Here is a 22,677-nt window from a genome sequence, read left to right as displayed (position 1 = left end):
TCCCCGGGTTAGCTACGCATGTCCAAGCCTGATATCGATGCCGAGCTGGCGTCGCGCATCGCTGGCGCCATCCACGCTGGCTTCGAGCAGTACCACGCCCGCTTTGCGGCGATCACCGCTCGTGCGCGGCAGCGTTTCGAGCAGCGCGACTGGGCCGGTGCGCGACAGGATGCAGTCGAGCGCATCGCCCTCTACGATCTGTGCATCGCCGAGCAGATGGATGCGTTGCGCCGCCTCGCCGGTGACGCGATCGGCGAGCGCGCGCTGTGGCTGCAGGTGCACGCCGGCTACAGCGCGTTACTGCAGGGCCTGATCGACGCCGAGCTGTACAAGACCTTCTACAACACGCTGTCGCGGCGCCTGTTCGCTACCCGCGGCGTGGACCCGGCGCTGGAATTCATCGCTTTCGACGTCGAGCCGTCCGATGCGATCACCCATCCCGTCGCGCGGCATACCTACGCGGTCTCGCCGACGCGGCCGGTGGAGGCCCTGCAACGCGTGCTGGCCGACTACCGCTTCGACATTCCCTACGCGCACCAGTTGCGTTGCGCGGCGGCCATTGCCGTGCGCCTGCAGGACGACCTCGCCCATTGGGGGGACACGCCGGTGCGCAGCATTGAACTGCTCGACACGGTGTTCTACCGCGAGCGCCGCGCCTACCTGGTTGGCCGCGTGTTCGGTGAGCATCGCTTCTCGCCCTGCGTGATCGCGCTGGTCAACGATGAGCGCGGGCTGCGAGCCGATGCGGTGCTCACCCGGCGCCGTGATGTCGCCCATCTGTTTGGCGTGTCGCGCAGCTACTTCCAGGCCGACCTGGGCACGGTGGGCGATGCCGTGGTGTTCCTGCGCAGCCTGCTGCCGGGCAAGCCCATCGATGAGATCTACACGGTGCTGGGGCGCGCCAAGCAGGGCAAGACCGAGCGCTACCGCACCTTCTTCCGCCACTTCAGCGAGCACCCGCAGGAGCGGCTGGTCCCCGCCGAAGGCACGCCGGGCATGGTCATGGCGGTGTTTACCCTGCCCAGTTACCCGCTGGTGTTCAAGCTGATCCGCGACCGCTTCGCGTGGCCCAAGGCGATGTCGCGACAGCAGGTGGAAGAGAAGTACGCGCTGGTGTTCAACCTCGATCGTGTCGGCCGCCTGCTCGATGCACAGCCGTATCGTCATCTGCGCTTCCCGCGCGAGCGCTTCGCGCCGGCCCTGCTGGATGAACTGCTGCAGCAGTGCGCGCAGAGCGTACGCATCGATGGCGATGAGGTCGAAGTCGCACTGTGCTATGTGCAGCGTCGTTTTCGTCCCTTGAATCTGTACCTGCGCGAGCAGGGCGCGGAGGCGGTGCGGGCGGCGGTGCTCGACTATGCGCAGGCGATCACCGACATGGCGCGCAACAACATCTTCCCCGGTGACATGCTGCCGAAGAATTTCGGCGTATCACGGCATGGGCGGGCCGTATTCTACGACTACGACGAGCTGTGCCTGGTCAGCGACTGCGTGTTCCGCGCCTGGCCGCAGCCGCGTACACCGGAGGAAGCGATGTCCGACGAGCCGTGGTTCCATGTTGGTCCGCGCGACGTGTTTCCCGAGCGCTTCGGCCCGTTCATGGGCCTGCCCGCTGCAGAGCTGGCAGCGGTGCGCGAGCACTACCGGCACCTGTTCGACCCGGGCTGGTGGCAGGGCCTGCAGGAACGCTTCGCACGAGGGGACTATCCGGATACGCCGCCCTATGCGGGTGCACACCGGCTGGCCTGAGCCGGCTGTCATGGGTATTGGGACTGAGGTACGCTCGCTGTTCATCACCAAGGATCCGGCAATGATGCGTTCCCCACTGTTTCTCGCCCTCGCGCTGGCCGTCGGTGCCGGCGCCCCCCTGCTTGCAGGTGACGCCACTGCGCAGACCGCACGTGCTGTACGTGCGACTGCGGAAATGAGCATGGTGCTGTCCGGTCATATCGAGGTCACGCCGGAGGGCGCTGTCAGCTCGCTGGTGCTGGACCAGAAAGCCATGGTCGCCCCGGGCATCGCCTCCTTCGTCGAAGGCACCATCGGGGGCTGGCGCTTCGAGCCCACGCTGCGCGCTGGCCAGGCGGTGGCCACGCGGGCCCCTTTGCGCGTTCGCCTGCGCGGCAAGGCTGCGGCCGATGGCGGTTATGAAATCAGCATGACCAGTGTCGACTTCAGCGAGTACGATCCGAAGGCCACTGATTCGGTGACCCCGCTGCACATGACACCGCCGCGCTACCCGGAGGCGGCCTACCGAAACGGTGGCCAGGGTGAGGTGCTGCTGCTGGTCAAGGTGGCGCGCGACGGAACAGTGGCCGACGTGGCCGCCGAGCAGGTGAACATGGCTGTGGTCGCGTCCGAGCGGACCCTGGCCAAGATGCGCGACATCCTGGCCAGAGCCAGCGTCAGCACCGCCCGTACCTGGACCTTCAAGCCGCCGACCACCGGCGAGGACAGCACCCGGGACAGCTGGACGGTTCGCATCCCGGTGAACTTCGCCCTGAACCATGATCCCAATGCAGAGGCGGAACGCTATGGCCGCTGGCGCGCCTTCATTCCGGGGCCGCGGCAGAGCGTGCCGTGGCACGAGGCTGACCCGGTCGAGCAGGCCGGCAGCGATCTGCTGCCGGAAGGCGGCGTCTACATGGTGGACGGCGCCAAGCGCGGCCTGCGCCTGCTGACCCCGCTGCAACAGAGCTGAGACCCGCTGCGGAGCCGGGCAGCCCGGCTCCGCGTCAGTCGGCGTACGGGTAGACCACCACCCGGTTGCGGCCCTGTTCCTTGGCCATGTACAGCGCCTTGTCGGCCAGCCGCAATGCCTGCTCGGCGTCGACATGGAAGCTGGGGAAGTGAGCCACGCCCAGCGACACGGTGATGGTGCCGACCGGTTCGAATGGGTGATCGGCGATATGCTGGCGCAGGCGTTCACCGGCCTGGCGGGCCGAGTCGGTACTGATGCCCGGCAGCAGCAGCAGGAATTCCTCGCCGCCGGCGCGGCAGAGGATGTCGCTGTCGCGCGAATAGCGGCGCATCTGGTCGGCGATGTGGACGATGGCGGCGTCGCCGACGTCGTGGCCATGGCTGTCGTTGATCGACTTGAAGCGGTCGATGTCCAGCGCCAGGATCGCGAACGGGATGCCCTGCACCTGCAGCGCGTCCAGCGCCTGCTGCAGGCCGCGGCGGTTGAGCAGGCCGGTCAGCGGGTCGGTACGGCTGGCACGGTTGAGCGTACCGATACGGTCCTGCAGGGCATTGAAGCTGTGCAGCACTGCCTGCTTGAGTTGGGCGACCTCGAAGTACCACGCGCGGATGCCGCTGACGTGGCTGATCGCATTGCCAGTGTCTTCGCCGCCCTGCACGTTGCGTGCGAGCTGCCACAGTGGCAGCGAGATGCGGCGGGCGAACCACCAGGTGACCAGCAGTGACAGCAGGCCGAGCGGGATCGCGTTCCAGATCACCGCGGTCATCAACCGCGACAATGGCTGCAGCGTGGCCTCGGTCGGCCGCTGGGCGACGATGCCCCAGCCGGTGGCCGGTACCGGCGCATAGCCGGCCAGCATCGACACGCCCAGGTTGTTGCGGACCTGCTGCGCACCGCGTTCACCGCGCACGACTGCCTTCACCGCCGGGTTGCCGACCACGTAGTCGCCGACCCGCTTGCCATCGGCGTGGTACAGCAGGCGGCCATTGCGGTCCACCACGTACAGGTAGGAGCCGTCGCGGTAGTAGTGCTTGCCCAGCAGCGTGTGCAGTGCGCTGCGCTGGCGCAGGTACAGGGTGCCGCTGACGTAGCCGCGATAGCGACCCTGGCGGTCGAAGATCGGGTGCGACAGCGAGACCAGCAGCTTGCCGGTGGCCGACTGGTACGGGTCACTGATCATCGGCTGGCGCGCGGCCAGTGCCGCGTTGTTGCCGACGCTGTGCAGGATCTCGCCCTGCAACTGCAGGGTCTGTGGCGAGGTGGCGATCACCAGGCCATCGGCATCGACCACCAGCGAGGAATTGAAGCTGTTGGTCTGCAACTGCAGGCGGCTGGCTTCGTCCTGCGCCTGTGCCGGATCGAGATTGCTCTGGCCCAGCCGGGTGGCGGCGTAGGCCAACTCCTGCTGCGCGGCCAGCAGGAAGTTCTGGGTGGTCTCGGCCAGCTTGGTGGCATAGACGCGGTTGGCTTCCAGGGTATTGCCGACCAGCTGGTCGCGCTGCACCCGGTAGCTGGCCAGCAGGGTATTGGCCAGGGCAATGATGGCGCTGAGCAGGGCCAGGGCGAGGATCAGCTTGCCCAGGTTGAGGCGGGGAGACAGCGTTCGCATGCGTCGACGGATCCGGCAGGAGGCTGGACCCGACCGGTTCTCCGGAAGGGGCGACAGCGGGAATCGGTGGCCAGGCCCTCGGGGGGCAGGGTATGGGGCGAATTATCGCCAAAAGTCGGAGGCGGCAAAGTGAAACAGGTCGCCCTGCAGGCAAAAAAAAACCTGCCGCAGCGAGCGGCAGGCTTCTTCCGATGCAACGCCGGATCAGCGCTTCATCGAACCGAAGAACTCGTCGTTGGACTTGGTGTTCTTCATCTTGTCCAGCAGGAATTCCATCGCGGCCATTTCGTCCATCGGATGCAGCAGCTTGCGCAGGATCCAGATCTTCTGCAGCAGTTCCGGCTCGATCAGCAGGTCTTCGCGGCGGGTGCCGGAACGGTTGATGTCGATGGCCGGGAACACGCGCTTTTCAGCAATACGACGGCTCAGGTGCACTTCGCTGTTGCCGGTGCCCTTGAACTCTTCGTAGATCACCTCGTCCATCTTCGAACCGGTGTCCACCAGCGCGGTGGCGATGATGGTCAGGCTGCCGCCTTCTTCCACGTTGCGCGCGGCACCGAAGAAGCGCTTCGGGCGGTGCAGGGCGTTGGCGTCCACACCACCGGTCAGCACCTTGCCCGAGCTCGGCACCACGTTGTTGTAGGCGCGGGCTAGGCGGGTGATCGAGTCGAGCAGGATCACCACGTCCTTCTTGTGCTCGACCAGGCGCTTGGCGCGCTCGATGACCATTTCGGCCACCTGCACGTGGCGCGCGGCCGGCTCGTCGAAGGTCGAGCTGATGACCTCGCCGCGCACGGTGCGCTGCATTTCGGTCACTTCTTCCGGGCGCTCGTCGATCAGCAGCACGATCAGGTGCACGTCCGGGTGGTTGGTGGTGATGGCGGTGGCGACCTGCTGCATCATCATCGTCTTGCCGGCCTTCGGCTGCGACACGATGAGCGAGCGCTGGCCCTTGCCCTGCGGCGCCATCAGGTCGAGGATGCGGCCGGTGATGTCTTCCGACGAACCGTTGCCACGCTCCAGGGTGAAGCGGCGGCGCGGGAACAGCGCGGTCAGGTTCTCGAACAGCACCTTGTTCTTCGACGCTTCGATCGGCTCGCCGTTGATGGTGTCGACGATGTTCAGCGCGAAGTAGCGCTCGCCGTCCTTCGGGAAGCGGATGCGGCCGGAGATGTGGTCGCCGGTGCGCAGGTTGAAGCGGCGGATCTGGCTGGGCGAGATGTAGGTGTCGTCCGGGCCGGCCAGGTAGCTGGCTTCAGCCGCGCGCAGGAAGCCAAAGCCATCCGGCAGGATTTCCAGCACACCGTCGGCGGCAACGCCATCGCCGTGGCGGGTCAGCACCTTCAGCAGGGCGAAGATCACATCCTGCTTGCGGGCGCGGGCCACGCCTTCGGAGATCTGCAGCTGCTCGGCGATTTCCAGCAGCTTCTGTGCCGGCATGCGCTTGAGGTCGCTCAGCGAATAGACCGGGAAGCCCTCGGGCACGTTGGCGTGCGGGCGCGGCACGAACGGCTGCTGCTCGCCGCCGTCGTTGGGCATGCCCTCGTCGCGGAAGCGGTTGTTGCGGTCACGGTCGCGGCGGTTGCGGAAGCGGTCGCGGCGGTTGCCCTGCCCCTGGCCCTGCTGGCCATTCTGGTTGTATGGGTTCTGGCCCTGGTTCTGGCCGCCCCCCTGATGGTTGTGCTGCTGGCGCGGCTGGCCGGATTCGCGGCCTTCGCTGCCTTCGCCACCGCCACTGCTGGCAGGGGCCTCGGCGGCGGGCGCGCTCGGTGCAGGTGCTGCGGCCGGCGCCGGCGCGGGAGCTTCGGGCGCGGAGGCCAACGGCAGCGTCGGCTGCGCCGGAGCGGCGCTGGTTTCGGCGGCTGCCGGGGCGGCGGCCTTGCTCACGCGGGGCTTGCGCACACGCTTTTCGGCGGGCGCATCGGCGCTGCCGGTTTCGGAAGTGTTATCGGACAAGAGCGTTATTCCTCGCTTGAAGGTGCGAGCGCCCGGCTGGGGCGGCGAACGTTGGGAATGGGTCTGGAAGAAACTGCGTCCAGAGGGTGCGGCACGCGAACGCGGCCGGATATGCCGACACTATCATCGGCCTGCGGCGCCATGCAAGGGTCGCCGGGAACAGCATTCATCATGGGCGCAGGGGCGCCGCCGGCAGCCGCGTTCGGCGGCTGCCGGAGAACCGCAGGATCAGGCCAGGGCCTTGTCCAGCAGGCCGGCCAGCTGGGCCTTGCCCACCGCACCGATCTGCTCGCCGACCTTCTCGCCGTCCTTGAACACGACCAGGTACGGAATCGAACGCACGTGGTATTTGGCGGCCAGCGCACGGTTGTGGTCAACGTTGACCTTGGCGATCTTGGCGCGGCCCTGGTAGGCATCGGCCAGTTCGTCCAGCGCCGGGGCGATCATCTTGCACGGGCCACACCACTCGGCCCAGAAATCGACCAGCACCGGTTCCTTGGAATTCAGCACTGCGCTATCAAAGTCGGCATCGCCGACATGTACAACCTTGTCGCTCATCTTGGTTTCTCGTCTTGGATTGCACCCGGCCATGCCGGAGGTGGGTGAACTGGGCCATGCCCGGTGGCGCGACCCTCGTCGTTGCCTCGCGGCGCACTGCCGCGGTGCGTTCGGCGGGATGCCTGGACGCTCACGGCCGGCAGTGTACCCCTATCGCAGGGCAGGGACAGGCGCCGGTTGGAACCCAGCGTATCGTGATCGCTTCGATGGCCGGTATGTGGCGGATTTCACTGTCTTCCTGTACATGGGGCTGGCAGTGGGCGACACCAGCGAACCCGGGCAGGCCGTTCAAGTCCGGTGTGGCTGGGTGAAGGTAGCGTCTCTGGATGCCATGAGACGCCGCATTCCGGTTTGCCTGCCCGAGTGCGCTAAACTGGGGCATTGTGCGGCGCGCGGACCGGGTGGTCCCAGCCTGCCAACCCGCCGCAGGGGCCGCAGTTTGCGACGGTGCCCCCAGACGCTGAAGTGCCAGCCGCCCCACGGGCCGGCGGCCATACCAAGACGGACTCATGAGCGACAAACCGCTGACCGATTTGACCTTCTCCTCCTTCGAGCTGCATCCGGCCCTGCAGGCCGGCCTTGAAGGAGCCGGATTCACCCGTTGCACCCCGATCCAGGCGCTGACCCTGCCGGTCGCGCTGCCCGGTGGTGATGTTGCCGGCCAGGCCCAGACCGGCACCGGCAAGACCCTGGCCTTCCTGGTCGCTGTCGTGAACCGCCTGCTGACGCGTCCGGCCCTGGCCGACCGCAAGCCGGAAGATCCGCGCGCGCTGATCCTCGCCCCGACCCGCGAACTGGCCATCCAGATCCACAAGGATGCGGTGAAGTTCGGTTCCGACCTGGGCCTGCGCTTCGCCCTGGTCTACGGCGGCGTGGATTACGACAAGCAGCGCGAACTGCTGCAGCAGGGCGTGGACGTGATCATCGCCACCCCGGGCCGCCTGATCGACTATGTGAAGCAGCACAAGGTGGTGTCGCTGCACGCCTGCGAGATCTGCGTGCTGGACGAAGCCGACCGCATGTTCGACCTGGGCTTCATCAAGGACATCCGCTTCCTGCTGCGCCGCATGCCCGAGCGCACCACCCGCCAGACCCTGCTGTTCAGTGCCACCCTCAGCCATCGCGTGCTGGAGCTGGCCTACGAGCACATGAACGAACCGCAGAAGCTGGTGGTCGAAGCCGAGACCATCACCGCCGCGCGCGTGCGCCAGCGCATCTACTTCCCGGCCGACGACGAAAAGATTCCGCTGCTGCTGGGCCTGCTGTCGCGCAGCGAAGGCGCGCGCACCATGGTCTTCGTCAACACCAAGGTGTTCGTCGAACGCGTCGCCCGTTCGCTGGAAAAGGCCGGCTACCGTGTCGGCGTGCTGTCCGGCGATGTGCCGCAGAAGAAGCGCGAGAGCCTGCTCAACCGCTTCCAGAAGGGCCAGCTGGAAATCCTGGTGGCCACCGACGTGGCCGCGCGCGGCCTGCACATCGACGGCATCAAGTACGTCTACAACTACGATCTGCCGTTCGACGCCGAAGACTACGTGCACCGCATCGGCCGTACCGCGCGCCTGGGTGAGGAGGGTGATGCGATCAGCTTCGCCTGCGAACGCTACGCCATGGGCCTGCCGGACATCGAGGCCTATATCGAGCAGAAGATTCCGTCCGAACCGGTCACCAAGGAACTGCTGACCCCGCTGCCGCGCCCGGAACGCCCGGCGCCGGCGGCAGGCGAGGAAGGCGAGGACAACGAAAGCGTCGGCCAGATCTTCCGCGAAGCGCGCGAAGCCCGCGCCGCCGAGGAAGAGCGTCGGGGCGGTGGCCGCAGCGGCGGCCGCTCAGGCAGTGGTGGTGGCCGCGGTAGTCGCGACGGTGAACGCAGCGGCGAACGCCGTGCGCGTGGCCCGCGCAAGCCGCGCGTGGAAGGCGAGCAGGGCGCTGCCGCCGCGGTTGCCGGTGCCGAAGGCGCCGCCGCCCAGGCCCCGCGTCCGCCGCGCCCGCCGCGTGCCGAAGGCGCACCGGCAGCCACGGTGGACGGTGAGCACAAGCCGCGCAAGCGCCGTCGTCGTCGCCACGGCCGTCCGGTCGAAGGTACCGAGGGTGTACAGGCCAACGCCGGCAACGGCGCCAGCCCGGTGACCCCGGTGCAGGTGGTGGCCAAGCCGGTGCGTACCGCCGCCGATACCGGTGACTCGTTCCTGACCCGCATCGGCCGCAAGATCCGCCGGATGCTGTCGGGCAGCTGATCGGCGCTGCCGATCAGCGGGTAGCACCCGACCGTTGGTCGGGTGGCTTTGAAAGGTGTGCCGACCAACGGTCGGCACCCACCAGGCGGGGCCGGTGGCACCCACCGTCTCCACGACGTCGCGCCGGTCCTGCATAATCGGGGCATGAGTGTCCTGCGCTTCGACAATGTCAGCAAACAGTACGCCGGTGGCCACGAGGCGCTGACCGATGTCAGCTTCGAGGTCGCGCCGGGCGAGATGCTGTTCGTCACCGGCCATTCCGGTGCGGGTAAAAGTACGCTGCTCAAGTTGATCCACCTCGACGAGCGGCCCAGCCGCGGCGCGGTGGTGTTCGACGAGCGCAACCTGCTGAAGGTGCGCGGCGGCGACGTGCCGCGCCACCGACGCGCGGTGGGGGCGGTCTACCAGGACCACCGCCTGCTGATGGACCGCTCCATCGCCGAGAACGTTGCACTGCCGCTGATCCTGCGCGGTACCCGCCGTAGTGACATCAACAAGCGCGTGCGCTCGGTACTCGAGCGGATGGGGCTGGGCCATCGCGAGAAGGCGCTGCCCTCGCAGCTGTCGGCCGGCGAACAGCAGCGCGTCGGCATCGCCCGCGCGATCGTCGGCGAGCCCAAGCTGCTGGTGGCCGATGAGCCGACCGGCAATCTCGACCCCACCCTGGCAGCGGAGATCATGGCTCTGTTCGCCGAGCTGCCCGCGCGCGGCACCAGCGTGCTGGTGGTCAGTCACGACCTGCCGCTGCTGCGCCGCATGCGCAAGCGCGTGCTGATCCTTGACCACGGCCGGCTGGTGGATGACATCTCGCCGCAGGACCTGGCGGAGTAACCATGGCGAAGAACGAAAACAGCGAAGCCGCCGCCCCCTCGCGCGTGGGCGTCTGGTTCCAGCACCACGTGCACAGCGTGGTGTTCAGCTTGGGCCGTGCCTGCCGCAAGCCGTGGGCGACCCTGCTGACGGTGATGGTCATGGCGCTGGCGTTGGCCCTGCCACTGGGCCTGTCGATCGCGCTGGACAACCTCAAGCAGTTCGCCGGCAGCGTGCAGCAATCACGCGACATCAACGTGTTCCTCAAGGGCAACGTCGATGGCCCCGGCGCGCTGCGCCTGGCTGGCCAGCTGCGCGACCGCGACGACGTGGCCGAAGTGAACGTGCGCACGCCCGAGCAGGGCCTGCAGGAACTGCGCGATGCCGGCCTCGGTGAGGCGATCGATGCGCTCAACGACAATCCGCTGCCCTCGCTGCTGGTGATCACCCCCGGCCAGGGCAAGGACGACGCACGCCTGGCGCGCGCGCTGGAAAGCCTGCCCGAGGCCGACCTGGTGCAGCACGATGCGCTGTGGCGCCAGCGCCTGGATGCCTGGCTGGCGTTCGGCGCGCGGCTGGTGCAGGTGCTGTCGGTGCTGCTCGGCGCGGGTGCCGCGCTGGTGGTCGGCAACACGGTGCGCCTGGACATCCAGGCGCGCCGCGAAGAGATCGGCGTGCTGCAGCTGCTTGGCGCCAGCGATGGCTTCATCCGCCGCCCCTTCCTGTATCTGGGTGCGTGGTATGGCCTGGGCGCAGGCGCGGTTGCACTGGCCCTGATCGGCGCCGCCGGTGCCGCGCTGCGCGTGCCGCTGGCCGAACTCTCGCGCAGCTACGGCAGCCCGTTCGTGCTGCATGGCCTGGACCTGCTGCATGGTGGCCTGGTCCTGCTCGGCACGCTGCTGCTGGGCTGGCTGGGTGCCTGGCTGGTGACCGGCCACTTCCTCCGCCAGACCCGCCCGACCGATACCTGAGACCGGCATGCAACCGCAAGCGCTGAAGCACCTTGAAGGGCCCGCGACGCGGGTGATGGTGGTCGATGGCTCGAAGCTGGTCCGCAAGCTGATCGCCGACGTCCTGCAGCGCGACCTGCCGGGCGTGGAGGTGATTGGCTGCGACAGCATCGAAGACGCGCAGCAGGCGCTGGCGCAGGGCCCGGTGGACCTGGTGACGACCTCGCTGACCCTGCGTGATGGCGACGGCCTGGCGCTGGCGCGCATGGTCCGCGAAGCGGCCGGACAGGCCTATGTGCCGGTGATCGTGGTTTCCGGCGACGCCCAGCAGCACCTGGAGCAGCGCCGCTTCACCGAGTACGTCACCGACTATTTCGACAAATCCCTGGGCCATGAAGCACTGGCGACCTTCATCCGTGGCTATGTGCAGCCGCAGACCATCCCCGGCGCCACCATCCTCTACATCGAGGACAGCCGCGTGGTGGCCGAGGCCACCAAGCGCATGCTTGAGCGGCAGCAGCTGAACGTACTGCACGTGGTCAGCGCCGAAGAGGCATTCACCCTGCTCACCGCCGAGTCGCTGGGCCGCAGCCGCCACCGCATCGACCTGGTGCTGACCGACGTCACCCTGAAGGGCGAGCTGAGCGGCCGCGACGTGGTGCAGCGCGTGCGCGTGGACTTCGGCTACGGCAAGCGCCGCCTGCCCGTGCTGGTGATGACCGGCGACGGCAACCCCCACAACCAGACCGGGCTGCTGCAGTCCGGTGCCAACGACCTGGTGCTCAAGCCGATCGAAGAGCGGCTGCTGGTCACCAAGGTGCTGTTCCAGCTGCGCCTGGCTCGATTGAATGATGGACCTTTGTTGCGATGATCGATGAAGTAACCGACACCCCGACGATCCAGCTGGAACCGAGCTGGAAGCAGCACGTCGGTGAGTACCTGTTGCAGCCGCAGATGCGCGAGCTGTCGGCCTTCCTGCGCCAGCGCAAGGCCAGCGGTGCGGCGGTGTTCCCGCCCGGGCCGCAGATCTTCGCAGCGTTTGACGCCACGCCGTTCGAGCAGGTGAAGGTGGTGATCCTCGGCCAGGACCCGTACCACGGGCGCGGCCAGGCCCACGGCCTGAGTTTCTCGGTACCGCCCGGCGTGCCGGTGCCGCCGTCGCTGCTGAACATCTACAAGGAGATCGAGAGCGATCTCGGTATCCCGCGCCCGGACCACGGCTGCCTGATCCCGTGGGCGCAACGGGGCGTGCTGCTGCTCAATGCCGTGCTGACGGTGGAGGAGGGCAAGGCCGGCGCGCACCAGGGCCGTGGCTGGGAAGGCTTCACCGATCATGTGGTGGACGTGCTCAACCGCGAGCGCGAAGGCCTGGTGTTCATGCTCTGGGGCGCCTACGCGCAGCAGAAGGGCAAGGTCATCGACATCCGCCGCCATCGCGTGCTGAAGGCCCCGCATCCGTCGCCGCTGTCGGCCCATCGTGGCTTCCTCGGCTGCCGCCATTTCTCCATGGCCAACGAGTACCTGCAGCGCCGCGGCCAGGCCCCGATCGACTGGTCGCTGCCGCCGCGCTCGGCGCTCTGAGCGCCGGCGAGTGGCCGGGCCTGAACGCCGGACAACGTTCCCCGTCCTGAATGGGCCTCCGGAACGGCGCGTTCAGCTCCGCTTGACCGGAATCAGCAGGTTTTCAGTGGGTAATTGCTTGAATTCCAAGGGATTGTGAATCCCGAAAAGCGCGCTCGCCACTGTCATCAAATCGCGCTACGGTAGGGCTCTGTTTGGGACCAGTGTTGCATCAATAGGATGCTGGAACTTTTTCCTCCTTTAGCAGTCCAAATCCCGGACTGCTAAGATGGGTGCCTATGAGCCAGAACACCTCTACTGCCCTTGTGGCAAACAATCTCCCGATTCCCAGTGCGCTCGGTTCGCTGGACGCCTACATCGGTGCCGTGCACCAGATCCCGGTGCTGTCGGTCGATGACGAACAGGACCTGGCCCGTCGCTTCCGCGACGGCAATGATCTGGACGCCGCCCGCGAGCTGGTGCATTCGCACCTGCGCTTCGTGGTGCACGTGGCCCGCGGCTACAACGGCTACGGCCTCGCCCTGGGCGACCTGATCCAGGAAGGCAACATCGGCCTGATGAAGGCGGTCAAGCGCTTCGACCCGGACATGGGCGTGCGCCTGGTCTCCTTCGCCGTGCACTGGATCCGTGCCGAAATGCACGAGTTCATCCTGAAGAACTGGCGCATCGTGAAGGTCGCCACCACCAAGGCGCAGCGCAAGCTGTTCTTCAACCTGCGCAAGTCGAAGACGCGCCTGGGCTGGATGAACGCGGCGGAAGTGAGCGCGGTGGCCAAGGACCTGAACGTGTCCGAGCGCGAGGTCATGGAAATGGAGTCGCGCCTGTCCGGCCGCGATATCGGTTTCGATGCGCCGACCGACGAGGACAACGAGCACGCCCCGCCGTCGCCGGCTGCGTTCCTGGTTGCCGATGACGAAGACCCGTCGATGGCCTACGAGCGCGAGGACAGCGAAGACAACCAGATGCAGCTGCTGCGCGAAGGCCTGGCCGAACTGGATGCGCGTTCGCGTGACATCATCCGCCGCCGTTGGCTGGATGCCGACAGCAAGGTGACGCTGCAGGAACTGGCAGACGAGTACGGCGTGTCGGCCGAACGCATCCGCCAGGTCGAGGCGAATGCCCTGAAGAAGATGAAGGCGCTGTTCACCGCGTAAGGCGGGGAGGCGTTGAAGCAATGAAAAGGCCCGGCACTGCCGGGCCTTTTCTTTTCGGTGGCGTTCTCATCCATGCATGGCGTGGATCTACCCAATGTCAGTAGAGCCACGCCATGCGTGGCTGCGGCGCGGTCGTCACTCTTCGCGTGCGATCGCGCGCCAACCAATGTCGTTGCGGTGGAATTCGTTGGCCCAGCTCACCTTGGCTACGCCGGCATAGGCATTGGCCTGCGCGTCGCGCACGCTGTCGCCCAGTGCGGCCACGCACAGCACGCGGCCGCCGGCGCTGACCACCTGGCCCTGCGCATCCAATGCGGTACCGGCATGGAACACCTTGGCAGCGTCCGGCACGTCGTCCAGGCCGGAAATCACGTCACCGGTGATCGGCGCTTCCGGGTAGGGCTTCGCCGCCAGCACCACGCCCAGCGACGGGCGCGCATCCCACTGTGCCTCGATCTGGTCCAGGCGGCCATCAATCGCCGCTTCCACCAGGTCCACCAGATCCGACTGCAGGCGCAGCATCACCGGCTGGGTTTCCGGATCGCCGAAGCGCACGTTGAATTCGATCACCTTCGGTGCGCCGCTGGCATCGATCATCAGGCCGGCGTAGAGGAAGCCGGTGAACGGGATGCCGTCGGCGATCATGCCCTGCACGGTGGGATTCACCACCTCACGCATCACGCGGGCGTGTACTTCCGGGGTGACCACCGGCGCCGGCGAGTACGCGCCCATGCCGCCCGTGTTGGGGCCGGTGTCGCCGTCGCCGACGCGCTTGTGGTCCTGCGAGGTGGCCATCGGCAGCGCATGCACGCCATCGACCATCGAAATGAAGCTGGCTTCCTCGCCGTCGAGGAACTCCTCGATGACCACGCGCGCGCCGGCATCGCCGAAGGCGTTGCCCGAGAGCATGTCACGCACGGCGTCCTCGGCTTCGGCCTGGGTCATCGCAACGATCACACCCTTGCCGGCGGCCAGGCCATCGGCCTTGACCACGATGGGGGCGCCCTTCTCGCGGATGTAGGCCAGCGCGGCGTCCACGTCGGTGTGCACGGCGTAGAACGCGGTGGGGATGTTGTGGCGGGCCAGGAAGTCCTTGGCGTAGGCCTTGCTGCCTTCCAGCTGCGCGGCGGCTGCGGTCGGCCCGAAGATGCGCAGGCCGGCGGCGCGGAAGTGGTCGACCACGCCGGCCACCAGCGGTACTTCCGGGCCAACCACGGTCAGCGCCACGCCTTCAGCCTGGGCCAGCGCCAGCAGGCCCTCGATGTCGGTCACCTTCACCGCCACGTTGCGGCACTTGTCTTCGCTGGCGGTACCGGCGTTGCCGGGCGCCACGATCACGTCGGTGACACGGGAGGACTGGGCCAGCTTCCATGCCAGGGCGTGTTCGCGGCCGCCGGAGCCGATGACGAGGATCTTCATGGGACAGGGTTCTCGGATACGGAAAAGAAAAGCCGGGCAGGGCCCGGCTTGGTGATGCGGATCAGTGGCGGAAGTGGCGCACGCCGGTGAACACCATGGCCAGGCCATGTTCGTCGGCGGCGGCGATCACTTCGGCATCGCGCATCGAACCGCCCGGCTGGATGACCGCCTTGATGCCGGCGGCAGCGGCGGCATCGATGCCGTCGCGGAACGGGAAGAACGCATCGGAGGCCATCACCGAACCCTCGACCACCAGGTTCGCGTCGGCGGCCTTGATGCCGGCGATGCGGGCCGAGTACACGCGGCTCATCTGGCCGGCGCCGACACCGATGGTGCGGTTGTCCTTGGCATAGACGATCGCGTTGGACTTGACGAACTTGGCCACCTTCCAGGCAAACAGCAGGTCGCTGAACTGCTTGTCGGTCGGCGCCAGCTTGCTGACCACCTTCAGCTCGTCGCGGGTCATGCCGCGGTTGTCCGACGACTGCAGCAGCAGGCCCGAGCCGACGCGCTTGCTGTCGAAGTTGTTCAGGCCGTCGCCATGCGGGATGCGCAGCACGCGTACGTTGGCCTTCTTCTGCGCGTATTCCAGCGCGGCCGGCTCGTAGTCCGGGGCAATCAGCACTTCCACGAACTGGCGGTCCAGGATCACCTTGGCGGTGGCGGCGTCCAGCGGCGTGTTGAAGGCGATGATGCCGCCGAAGGCGCTGGTCGGGTCGGTGGCGTAGGCCAGCTCGTAGGCATCGCCGTTGCCGGCGCCGACGGCCACGCCGCACGGGTTGGCGTGCTTGACGATGACGCAGGCCGGCGCATCGAACTGGCGCACGCATTCCCACGCCGCGTCAGCATCGGCCAGGTTGTTGTAGCTCAGTTCCTTGCCCTGCAGCTGCTGGAACGTGGCCAGCGTGCCCGGCACCGGGTACAGGTCGCGGTAGAACGCGCCGCTCTGGTGCGGGTTCTCGCCGTAGCGCAGGTCCATCACCTTCACGAAGGTCGAGTTCATCTGTGCCGGGTACTCGGCACGCACCGGCACGGCGGCGTCGGTGGCGGTGACCGCCGACAGGTAGTTGCTGATCGCCGCATCGTACTGGGCGACGCGGTTGAACGCGGCCACCGAGAACGCGAAGCGGGTGGCAGCCGTCAGCTGGCCGTTGTTGGCCTCCAGCGAGGCCAGCAGTTCGGCGTACTGCGACGGATCGGTGGCCACTGCCACGCGGGCGAAGTTCTTGGCCGCCGAACGCAGCATGGCCGGGCCGCCGATGTCGATGTTCTCGACCGCGTCGGCCAGGGTGCAGTCGGCCTTGGCGGTGACCGATTCGAACGGGTACAGGTTCAGCACCAGCAGGTCGATGGCGCCGATGCCGTGCTCGGCCATCACCGCGTCATCCAGGCCGGAGCGGCCCAGCAGGCCGCCGTGCACCATCGGGTGCAGGGTCTTGACCCGACCGTCCATCATTTCCGGGAAACCGGTGACCTCGGCCACGTCCTTCACGGCCAGGCCCGCCTCGCGGATCGCCTTGGCGGTGCCGCCGGTGGACAGCAGCTCCACGCCGCGTGCCGCCAGCGCAGTGGCCAGCTCGACCAGACCGGTCTTGTCGGAAACGGAGAGGAGGGCCCGGCGGACGGGCAACAGATCAGCAGTCATGGGACGGAATCGGCAGCGGAGCGGGGCCGGTATTGTAGGCGGTGGGGGCCGGTGGCGGGCGCCGCAGGGGCAGATTTGCCGTGGCAGTTGACGTAAAGGCGGGTCGGGCACATCGATCCGGCCCGATCCGGGGGCTGGGCTGCGGACCGGAGCAGGGTTGTTGGAATCTGCCAACGATGGGGTAGGCTGTGCCCCGCACTGCCAAGGATCAGCGGGTACGGATCATGTCGATCTACGCATTGAAAGGACGTTTCCAGGACCTGTTGCGTCCGGCCGTACGCGGTCTGTTCCGCATGGGGATCACTGCCAATACGGTGACCGTGGCCGCTGCCGTGGTCTCACTGCTGGTGGCCGCGGCCGTGTGGTGCTGCGCGCCTGCCCAGCCTCTGCTGTACCTGCTGCTGCCGTTGTGGATGCTGCTGCGCATGGCGCTCAACGCGGTGGACGGCATGCTGGCGCGCGAATTCGGCCAGCAATCGCGGCTGGGCGCCTATCTGAACGAATTGTGCGATGTGATCGCCGATGCGGCGCTGTACCTGAGCCTGCTCAGCGTACCCGGCGTGCGCCCGGAGGCGCTGTGGCTGCTGGCCTGGACGGCGGCGCTGAGCGAGTACGCCGGCGTGCTGGGGCTGATGGTCGGTGCCAGCCGCCGCTATGACGGCCCGATGGGCAAGAGCGACCGCGCCTTCGTGATCGGTGCGCTGGGCTTGCTGCTGGCCTTCGGCTGGGGCGGTGCACTGACGGCCAGCGGCGTGGCTGCAGCCATGGCAGTGTTGTGCGTGCTGACGATGATCAACCGCGTCCGTCGCGGACTGCGGGAAGCGGCGGTTTCGCCGAATTAATCAAGCAGATACAAAAAGACAATCAGGAGATTGCATGCGTCAGGCGCAGGAACGGGAATTCCACAGCTTCGACCAGGTACCGCTGTTCTACCGGTACTGGGCGGGCACCACCGCAACCCCGGCCACCAAGGCCATCGTGCTGCTGCACCGCGGCCACGAGCACTCCGGCCGGGTCACCCACCTGGTCGATGAGCTGGACCTGCCCGACACCGCCTTCTTCGCCTGGGATGCGCGCGGCAATGGCCGTTCGCCGGGCGCACGTGGCGATGCACCGGGCTTCCCGGCGCTGGTGCGCGACCTCGATAGCTTCATTGCCCACATCGGTGCCGAGCACGGCATCGCGGTGGAAAATATCGTGGTGATCGCGCAGAGCGTGGGCGCGGTGGTCGCCGCGACCTGGGTGCACGATTACGCGCCGCGCCTGCGTGCGCTGGTGATGGCTTCGCCGGCGTTCAAGGTGAAGCTGTACGTGCCGTTCGCGCGCCCGGGCCTGGCCTTGATGCAGAAGCTGCGCGGCAACTTCTTCGTCAACAGCTATGTCAAGCCGCAGTGGCTGACCCATGATCCGGCGCGGGTGGAAAGCTACCGTACCGATCCGCTGATCACCCGGCCGATCTCGGTGCGCGTGCTGCTGGGCCTGTACGAAGCGGCTGACCGCATCGTCGCCGATGCGCAGGCCATCAGCGTGCCGGTGCAGCTGCTGGTGTCCGGTTCGGACTTCGTGGTGCACCGTGGCCCGCAGGATCGCTTCTATGAACGCCTGTCCAGCCCGATCAAGGAGCGGGTGCATCTGCCGGGCTTCTTCCACGACACGCTGGGCGAGCGCGATCGGGCACCAGCACTGGCGCGCATCCGCAGCTTCATCCAGACGCGTTTTGCCGAGCCGCTGCGCGAACTGCCGCGGCGTGACGCGCACCGTCATGGACCGACCTTCGAGGAATCAGAGATACTGGCGTGGCCACCCGAACGCAACAGCCTGGCCGACCTGCGCTGGCGCGTGGTGCGCGGCGGCCTGCGCTTCGGTGGCACGCTGTCCGAAGGCATTGCGCTGGGCCTGCAGACCGGTTTCGATTCCGGCAGCACGCTCGACTACATCTATCGCAACGAAGCGCGCGGCAAGGGCCCGCTGGGCCGCATGGTCGACCGCAATTACCTGGACGCAATCGGCTGGCGCGGCATCCGCATCCGTGGCCAGCACCTGCAGGAACTGCTGCGCGATGCCGCCCAGCGCCTGCGCGGGCAGGGCACGCCGGTGCGCGTGCTGGACGTGGCCGCCGGCCATGGCCGCTATGTGCTGGAAGCGCTGGGCCAGGGCGAACAGCGCGCCGACCGCATCGTGTTGCGTGATTTCAGCGACTTGAACGTGACCCAGGGCCAGGCGTTGATCGAGCGCCTCGGTGCAGCCGACATTGCGCGCTTCGAGCAGGGCGATGCGTTCGACCCGGCACAGCTGGCCACGGTGGACCCGGCGCCGACGCTGGCGGTGGTGTCCGGCCTGTACGAGCTGTTCCCCGACAACGATGCGGTGCTGCGATCGCTGCAGGGCATCGCTGCGGCAGTGCCAGTGGGCGGCTATCTGGCCTACACCGGCCAGCCCTGGCACCCGCAGTTGGAGTTCATCGCCCGCGCGTTGACCAGCCACCGTGGTGGTGCAGCATGGGTGATGCGTCGCCGCACCCAGCAGGAGATGGATGAGCTGGTGCGCCTGGCCGGGTTCGAGAAGGTGACGCAGCGTATCGACGACTTCGGCATCTTCACCGTGTCGCTGGCGCGCCGGACCGCGTGATGGCGATGCTGGCTGCAACCCCGTTGGCCGTGGAAGGGCGCCCTTGGCGGCGCGCGCTGCTGTGGCTGGCGCTGCTGGGTCCGTTCTTCTTTGCCAGCTACGGCTTCGCCAACTGGATGGCCGGCCGCCACGCTACGCTGCCGGTGATGGCGTTCGCCTGGGAGACGCGCATCCCGTTCGTGCCGTGGACGATCGTGCCGTACTGGTCGATCGACCTGTTCTATGCGGTCTCGTTCTTCCTGTGCCGTCAGCGCCTCGAACTGGACCGGCACGCGCTGCGGCTGCTCAGTGCACAGCTGATCGCGGTGACCTGTTTCCTGCTGTGGCCACTGCGCTTCAGCTTCGAGCGGCCGGAGATCGGCGGCGTGTTCGGTTGGCTGTTCGATGTGCTGCTGGGCTTCGACAAGCCGTTCAACCAGGCGCCATCGCTGCACATCGTGCTGCTGATCGTGCTGTGGGTGAAGTTCGCGCAGTACCTGCACGGCGTGTGGCGTTGGGTGCTGCATGTGTGGGCACTGCTGATCGGTGTTTCGGTGCTGACCACGTTCCAGCATCATTTCATCGATATCCCGACCGGCCTGCTGGCCGGCTGGCTGTGCGTCTGGCTGTGGCCGGAGCAGGGTACGCCGCCGCTGCGGGCCTGGCGCACGGCGCGTGATCCAAAGCGCTGGCGTCTGGCCTCGTTCTATCTGCTGGGCGCGGGGGTGCTGCTGGTGCCGGTGGTGGTGCTGGGGGGCACGGCGCTTTGGCTGCTGTGGCCGGTGGTGTCGCTGCTGCTGGTGGCGCTGGCCTATGCCGGGCTGGGTACGGCGGTGTTCCAGAAACGCGCCGATGGTCGCCTGACCGTGGCCGCGCGCTGGCTGCTGGCGCCGTACCTGGGTGCAGCCTGGATCAATTCGCGGCTATGGACGCGGCGTGTGCCGCAGCCGGTGCCGGTGATGGACGGCGTGTGGCTGGGGCGCATTCCCGACGGCGCGTTGCCGCCGCCACTGTCGGGCGTGGTGGATGCCTGTGCCGAGCTGTCCTGCCGCGCGCCAGGCGCGGCGTACGCCAGTGTGCCGATGCTGGACCTGGTAGTGCCCACGCCGGAGCAGCTGCGCGAGGCAGTCAAGGCCATCGAGCGGCTCCATGCGCACGGACCGTTGCTGGTGTGCTGTGCGCTGGGCTATTCGCGCAGTGCGGCCAGCGTGGCCACCTGGCTGCTGCGCAGCGGTCGTGCGGCCGATGCTGACGCTGCGGTCGCGATCGTGCGTGTGGCACGCCCCGGCATCGTGCTGGGCGCGGCGCATCTGCATGCCATCACCGCTGCAGCAGGAGCGCGCGCATGAGCACCGTTCCCGATCTGGCGACCATGCAGCTGCTGCTGCGGCAGGGGCGTTGGCCGGCATGCCTGTCGCTGGGCCTGTTGCTGGTGGCGTTGCTGCTGCTCGGCATCGAGACGGGGCTGGCGATGATCGCTGCCGGGCTGTTGCTGCTCAGTGTTGCCGCGGGCATCGCACAGGCCTACCACGCGTGGCGTGTGGGGCTGGATGCCGACCTGCTGCAGCTGCTGCGCGATGAGGGCCTGCACGACGAAGCCGCCGCGCGCCGCACCGATCAGCTGCTGCACGACAGTGGCCTGCGCCGTGCCTCGCCCGCTGCACAACTGCGCGGCTGGGATGCGCGTTGGGCCGGCATGCGCCGCCTGCTGCTGCGCCAGTACCTGCTGACCGCAGTGCAGTTCGTACTGCTGGTGGTGGCCGTGTTGTGGCCGCAGACGTGAACGGGAGGGACCGATGCTTGCCGAACTGATTGCCCGCGCCTGCAGTGGCGCGATCCATGTGGTGACCGGCGCCCGCGCGCTGTGGATCGGCTGTGCGCCGTCCAGCGAGCGTCGCGTGTACTACGGCAACCATGCCAGCCATGGTGACTTCGTGCTGATCTGGTCGTCGATGCCACCGGCATTGCGACGGCAGGTGCGCCCGGTGGCCGCGGCCGAATATTGGCAGCGCGACGGCCTGCGTCGCTACCTGATCGACGCGGTGTTCAACGGTGTGCTGGTCGAGCGCGAGGCCGGGCATCGTCAGCAGGATCCGCTGCAGGTACTGCGCGAGGCCGTGGACGAAGACTGCTCGCTGATCCTGTTTCCGGAAGGCACGCGCAATGTGGGCGATGAGCCGCTGCTGCCGTTCAAGAGCGGCATCTACCACCTGGCACGGCAACGACCGGAACTGGAGTTCGTGCCGGTGTGGATCGACAACCTGAAGCGGGTGATGCCCAAGGGCCGGTTCCTGCCGCTGCCGCTGCTGTGCACGGCCACCTTCGGTACGCCGCTGCGGCTGCAGGCTGACGAGGACAAGGCCGCCTTCCTGGCCCGCAGCCGACAGGCGCTGCTGGACCTGGCGCCGAATGGAGGTCGTGCATGAGTTTCGTGCTGGATGTATCTGGCGATCTGGCAACGCAGAGTGTCGGCCAGCAGACCGGCCTGCTGTTTGCCGGTGTGGGGGCGGTGCTGGTGCTGGCCACGCTGGTGGCCGAGACCCTGCGCTGGCGCCAGCGCGGCCAGCCCAGTGCAGTCATCGCCAACCTGGTGTCACGCATCCGCGCCTGGTGGGTGATGGCGATCGTGGTCGGGCTGGCGCTGTTCTTCGGACGTGCCGGGGTGATCGTGCTGTTCGCGATCATCTCGCTGTTCGCGTTGCGCGAGTTCATCACGCTGGCGCCGACCCGCTCGGGCGACTACTACGCGCTGCTGGCCGCGTTCTACATCGTCCTGCCGTGGCAGTACTACCTGGTGTGGATCGACTGGTACGGCATGTACACGCTGCTGATTCCGGTCTATGCGTTCCTGTTCCTGCCGATCCTGTCGACCATCGGCGGTGACACCACGCACTACCTGGAGCGGACCGCGAAGGTGCAGTGGGGCCTGATGATCTGCGTGTTCTGCATCTCGCACGTGCCGCTGCTGCTGAACCTGCACGTGCCGGGCTACGATCCGGCGCGCAACGTATTGCTGTTCGCTTTCCTGGTGATCGTGGTGCAGTCCTCGGACGTGCTGCAGTACATCTGGGGCAAGCTGCTGGGCAAGCATCTGATTGCGCCGAAGCTGTCGCCATCGAAGACGGTGGAGGGCTTCGTCGGTGGCGGGCTGAGTGCCAGCGCGCTGGGCGCAGCGCTGTGGTGGATCACCCCGTTCACGCCGCTGCAGGCGTTCGGCCTGTCGCTGCTGATCAACCTGATGGGGTTCTGGGGCGGCCTGGTGATGTCGGCGATCAAGCGTGATCGTGGCATCAAGGACTGGGGCCACATGATCGAGGGCCATGGTGGCATGCTCGACCGGCTGGATTCGGTGTGCTTCGCCGCGCCGGTGTTCTTCCACGTGGTGCGGTATTACTGGAAGGCGGGCGGCGGCGGTTGATTCTGCCGGGCTTCCATCCACGCATGGCGTGGATC

At 67.4% G+C, this 22,677-nt stretch carries 19 protein-coding genes; 14 read left to right on the top strand and 5 right to left on the bottom strand.

Annotation, left to right across the window (positions count from 1 at the left end; genetic code table 11):
* The first annotated feature begins 18 nt into the window (after positions 1-18).
* Together aceK and ROV95_RS01195 are read left to right on the top strand one after the other, a co-directional pair.
* Entirely contained in the window at positions 19-1,749 is a 1,731-nt protein-coding gene (gene aceK, locus ROV95_RS01200) for a bifunctional isocitrate dehydrogenase kinase/phosphatase (protein WP_312542388.1), read from the top strand.
* Between the two features lie 61 nt (positions 1,750-1,810).
* A complete protein-coding gene (locus tag ROV95_RS01195) occupies positions 1,811-2,701 on the top strand; it encodes an energy transducer TonB (protein ID WP_134730138.1) in 891 nt (296 codons plus the stop codon).
* Positions 2,702-2,735: 34 nt separating this feature from the next.
* On the opposite strand, the gene ROV95_RS01190 is transcribed toward ROV95_RS01195, so the two are convergent.
* From ROV95_RS01190 to trxA, 3 genes are all read right to left on the bottom strand, one after another.
* Complete coding sequence (locus ROV95_RS01190; RefSeq protein WP_134730114.1) at positions 2,736-4,310, bottom strand: sensor domain-containing diguanylate cyclase; 1,575 nt, start codon at positions 4,308-4,310, stop codon at positions 2,736-2,738.
* A gap of 204 nt (positions 4,311-4,514) precedes the next feature.
* Positions 4,515-6,266: a transcription termination factor Rho gene (gene rho / locus ROV95_RS01185; RefSeq protein ID WP_019660840.1), complete on the bottom strand. Its 1,752-nt coding sequence runs from the start codon at positions 6,264-6,266 to the stop codon at positions 4,515-4,517.
* Positions 6,267-6,494: 228 nt separating this feature from the next.
* Entirely contained in the window at positions 6,495-6,824 is a 330-nt protein-coding gene (gene trxA, locus ROV95_RS01180; RefSeq protein WP_005411275.1) for a thioredoxin, read from the bottom strand.
* 509 nt (positions 6,825-7,333) lie between these two features.
* Between trxA and rhlB the strand changes: the two genes are divergently transcribed.
* The 6 genes from rhlB to rpoH all read left to right on the top strand — a co-directional run bounded on the left by rhlB (position 7,334) and on the right by rpoH (position 13,553).
* A complete protein-coding gene (rhlB, locus tag ROV95_RS01175; RefSeq protein WP_019660839.1) occupies positions 7,334-9,058 on the top strand; it encodes an ATP-dependent RNA helicase RhlB in 1,725 nt (574 codons plus the stop codon).
* A gap of 144 nt (positions 9,059-9,202) precedes the next feature.
* Positions 9,203-9,889, top strand: coding sequence for a cell division ATP-binding protein FtsE (ftsE, locus tag ROV95_RS01170; protein ID WP_032129538.1), 687 nt, complete (start codon positions 9,203-9,205; stop codon positions 9,887-9,889).
* Positions 9,890-9,891: 2 nt separating this feature from the next.
* Entirely contained in the window at positions 9,892-10,839 is a 948-nt protein-coding gene (gene ftsX / locus ROV95_RS01165; protein WP_019660838.1) for a permease-like cell division protein FtsX, read from the top strand.
* Positions 10,840-10,846: 7 nt separating this feature from the next.
* The gene (locus tag ROV95_RS01160; RefSeq protein WP_019660837.1) at positions 10,847-11,689 is read left to right on the top strand and encodes a response regulator; all 843 of its coding nucleotides are present in this window, start codon (positions 10,847-10,849) and stop codon (positions 11,687-11,689) included.
* Positions 11,686-12,399: a uracil-DNA glycosylase gene (gene ung / locus ROV95_RS01155; RefSeq protein WP_312542380.1), complete on the top strand. Its 714-nt coding sequence runs from the start codon at positions 11,686-11,688 to the stop codon at positions 12,397-12,399. The genes ROV95_RS01160 and ung overlap by 4 nt, the downstream gene beginning before the upstream one ends.
* Positions 12,400-12,677: 278 nt before the next feature.
* On the top strand, positions 12,678-13,553 hold the full coding sequence (gene rpoH / locus ROV95_RS01150; protein ID WP_005411269.1) for an RNA polymerase sigma factor RpoH: 876 nt from the start codon (positions 12,678-12,680) through the stop codon (positions 13,551-13,553).
* 135 nt (positions 13,554-13,688) lie between these two features.
* On the opposite strand, the gene purD is transcribed toward rpoH, so the two are convergent.
* A complete protein-coding gene (gene purD / locus ROV95_RS01145) occupies positions 13,689-14,972 on the bottom strand; it encodes a phosphoribosylamine--glycine ligase (protein ID WP_312542378.1) in 1,284 nt (427 codons plus the stop codon).
* A gap of 61 nt (positions 14,973-15,033) precedes the next feature.
* Positions 15,034-16,617, bottom strand: coding sequence for a bifunctional phosphoribosylaminoimidazolecarboxamide formyltransferase/IMP cyclohydrolase (gene purH / locus ROV95_RS01140; RefSeq protein WP_312542376.1), 1,584 nt, complete (start codon positions 16,615-16,617; stop codon positions 15,034-15,036).
* Between the two features lie 224 nt (positions 16,618-16,841).
* On the opposite strand from purH, the gene ROV95_RS01135 reads away from it, so the two are divergent.
* The 6 genes from ROV95_RS01135 to ROV95_RS01110 are packed head-to-tail and all read left to right on the top strand — an operon-like array spanning position 16,842 to position 22,642.
* Entirely contained in the window at positions 16,842-17,459 is a 618-nt protein-coding gene (locus tag ROV95_RS01135) for a CDP-alcohol phosphatidyltransferase family protein (RefSeq protein WP_207049533.1), read from the top strand.
* 34 nt (positions 17,460-17,493) lie between these two features.
* The gene (locus ROV95_RS01130) at positions 17,494-19,245 is read left to right on the top strand and encodes a bifunctional alpha/beta hydrolase/class I SAM-dependent methyltransferase (RefSeq protein ID WP_312542371.1); all 1,752 of its coding nucleotides are present in this window, start codon (positions 17,494-17,496) and stop codon (positions 19,243-19,245) included.
* Between the two features lie 23 nt (positions 19,246-19,268).
* Positions 19,269-20,573: a phosphatase PAP2/dual specificity phosphatase family protein gene (locus tag ROV95_RS01125; RefSeq protein ID WP_312543786.1), complete on the top strand. Its 1,305-nt coding sequence runs from the start codon at positions 19,269-19,271 to the stop codon at positions 20,571-20,573.
* Positions 20,570-21,007, top strand: coding sequence for a hypothetical protein (locus ROV95_RS01120; protein WP_021203254.1), 438 nt, complete (start codon positions 20,570-20,572; stop codon positions 21,005-21,007). Before ROV95_RS01125 ends, ROV95_RS01120 begins: the two co-directional genes overlap by 4 nt.
* 13 nt (positions 21,008-21,020) lie before the next feature.
* A complete protein-coding gene (locus tag ROV95_RS01115; protein WP_021203255.1) occupies positions 21,021-21,650 on the top strand; it encodes a lysophospholipid acyltransferase family protein in 630 nt (209 codons plus the stop codon).
* The gene (locus ROV95_RS01110) at positions 21,647-22,642 is read left to right on the top strand and encodes a phosphatidate cytidylyltransferase (RefSeq protein WP_312542368.1); all 996 of its coding nucleotides are present in this window, start codon (positions 21,647-21,649) and stop codon (positions 22,640-22,642) included. Before ROV95_RS01115 ends, ROV95_RS01110 begins: the two co-directional genes overlap by 4 nt.
* Positions 22,643-22,677: the final 35 nt, after the last annotated feature.

Origin of the sequence: Stenotrophomonas maltophilia group sp. msm1, assembly GCF_032025805.1 — a bacterium.
Lineage (GTDB): Bacteria > Pseudomonadota > Gammaproteobacteria > Xanthomonadales > Xanthomonadaceae > Stenotrophomonas > Stenotrophomonas hibiscicola.
The sequence above is the reverse complement of the archived record's forward strand: the minus strand, read 5'-3'. Positions and strand labels throughout refer to the sequence as shown.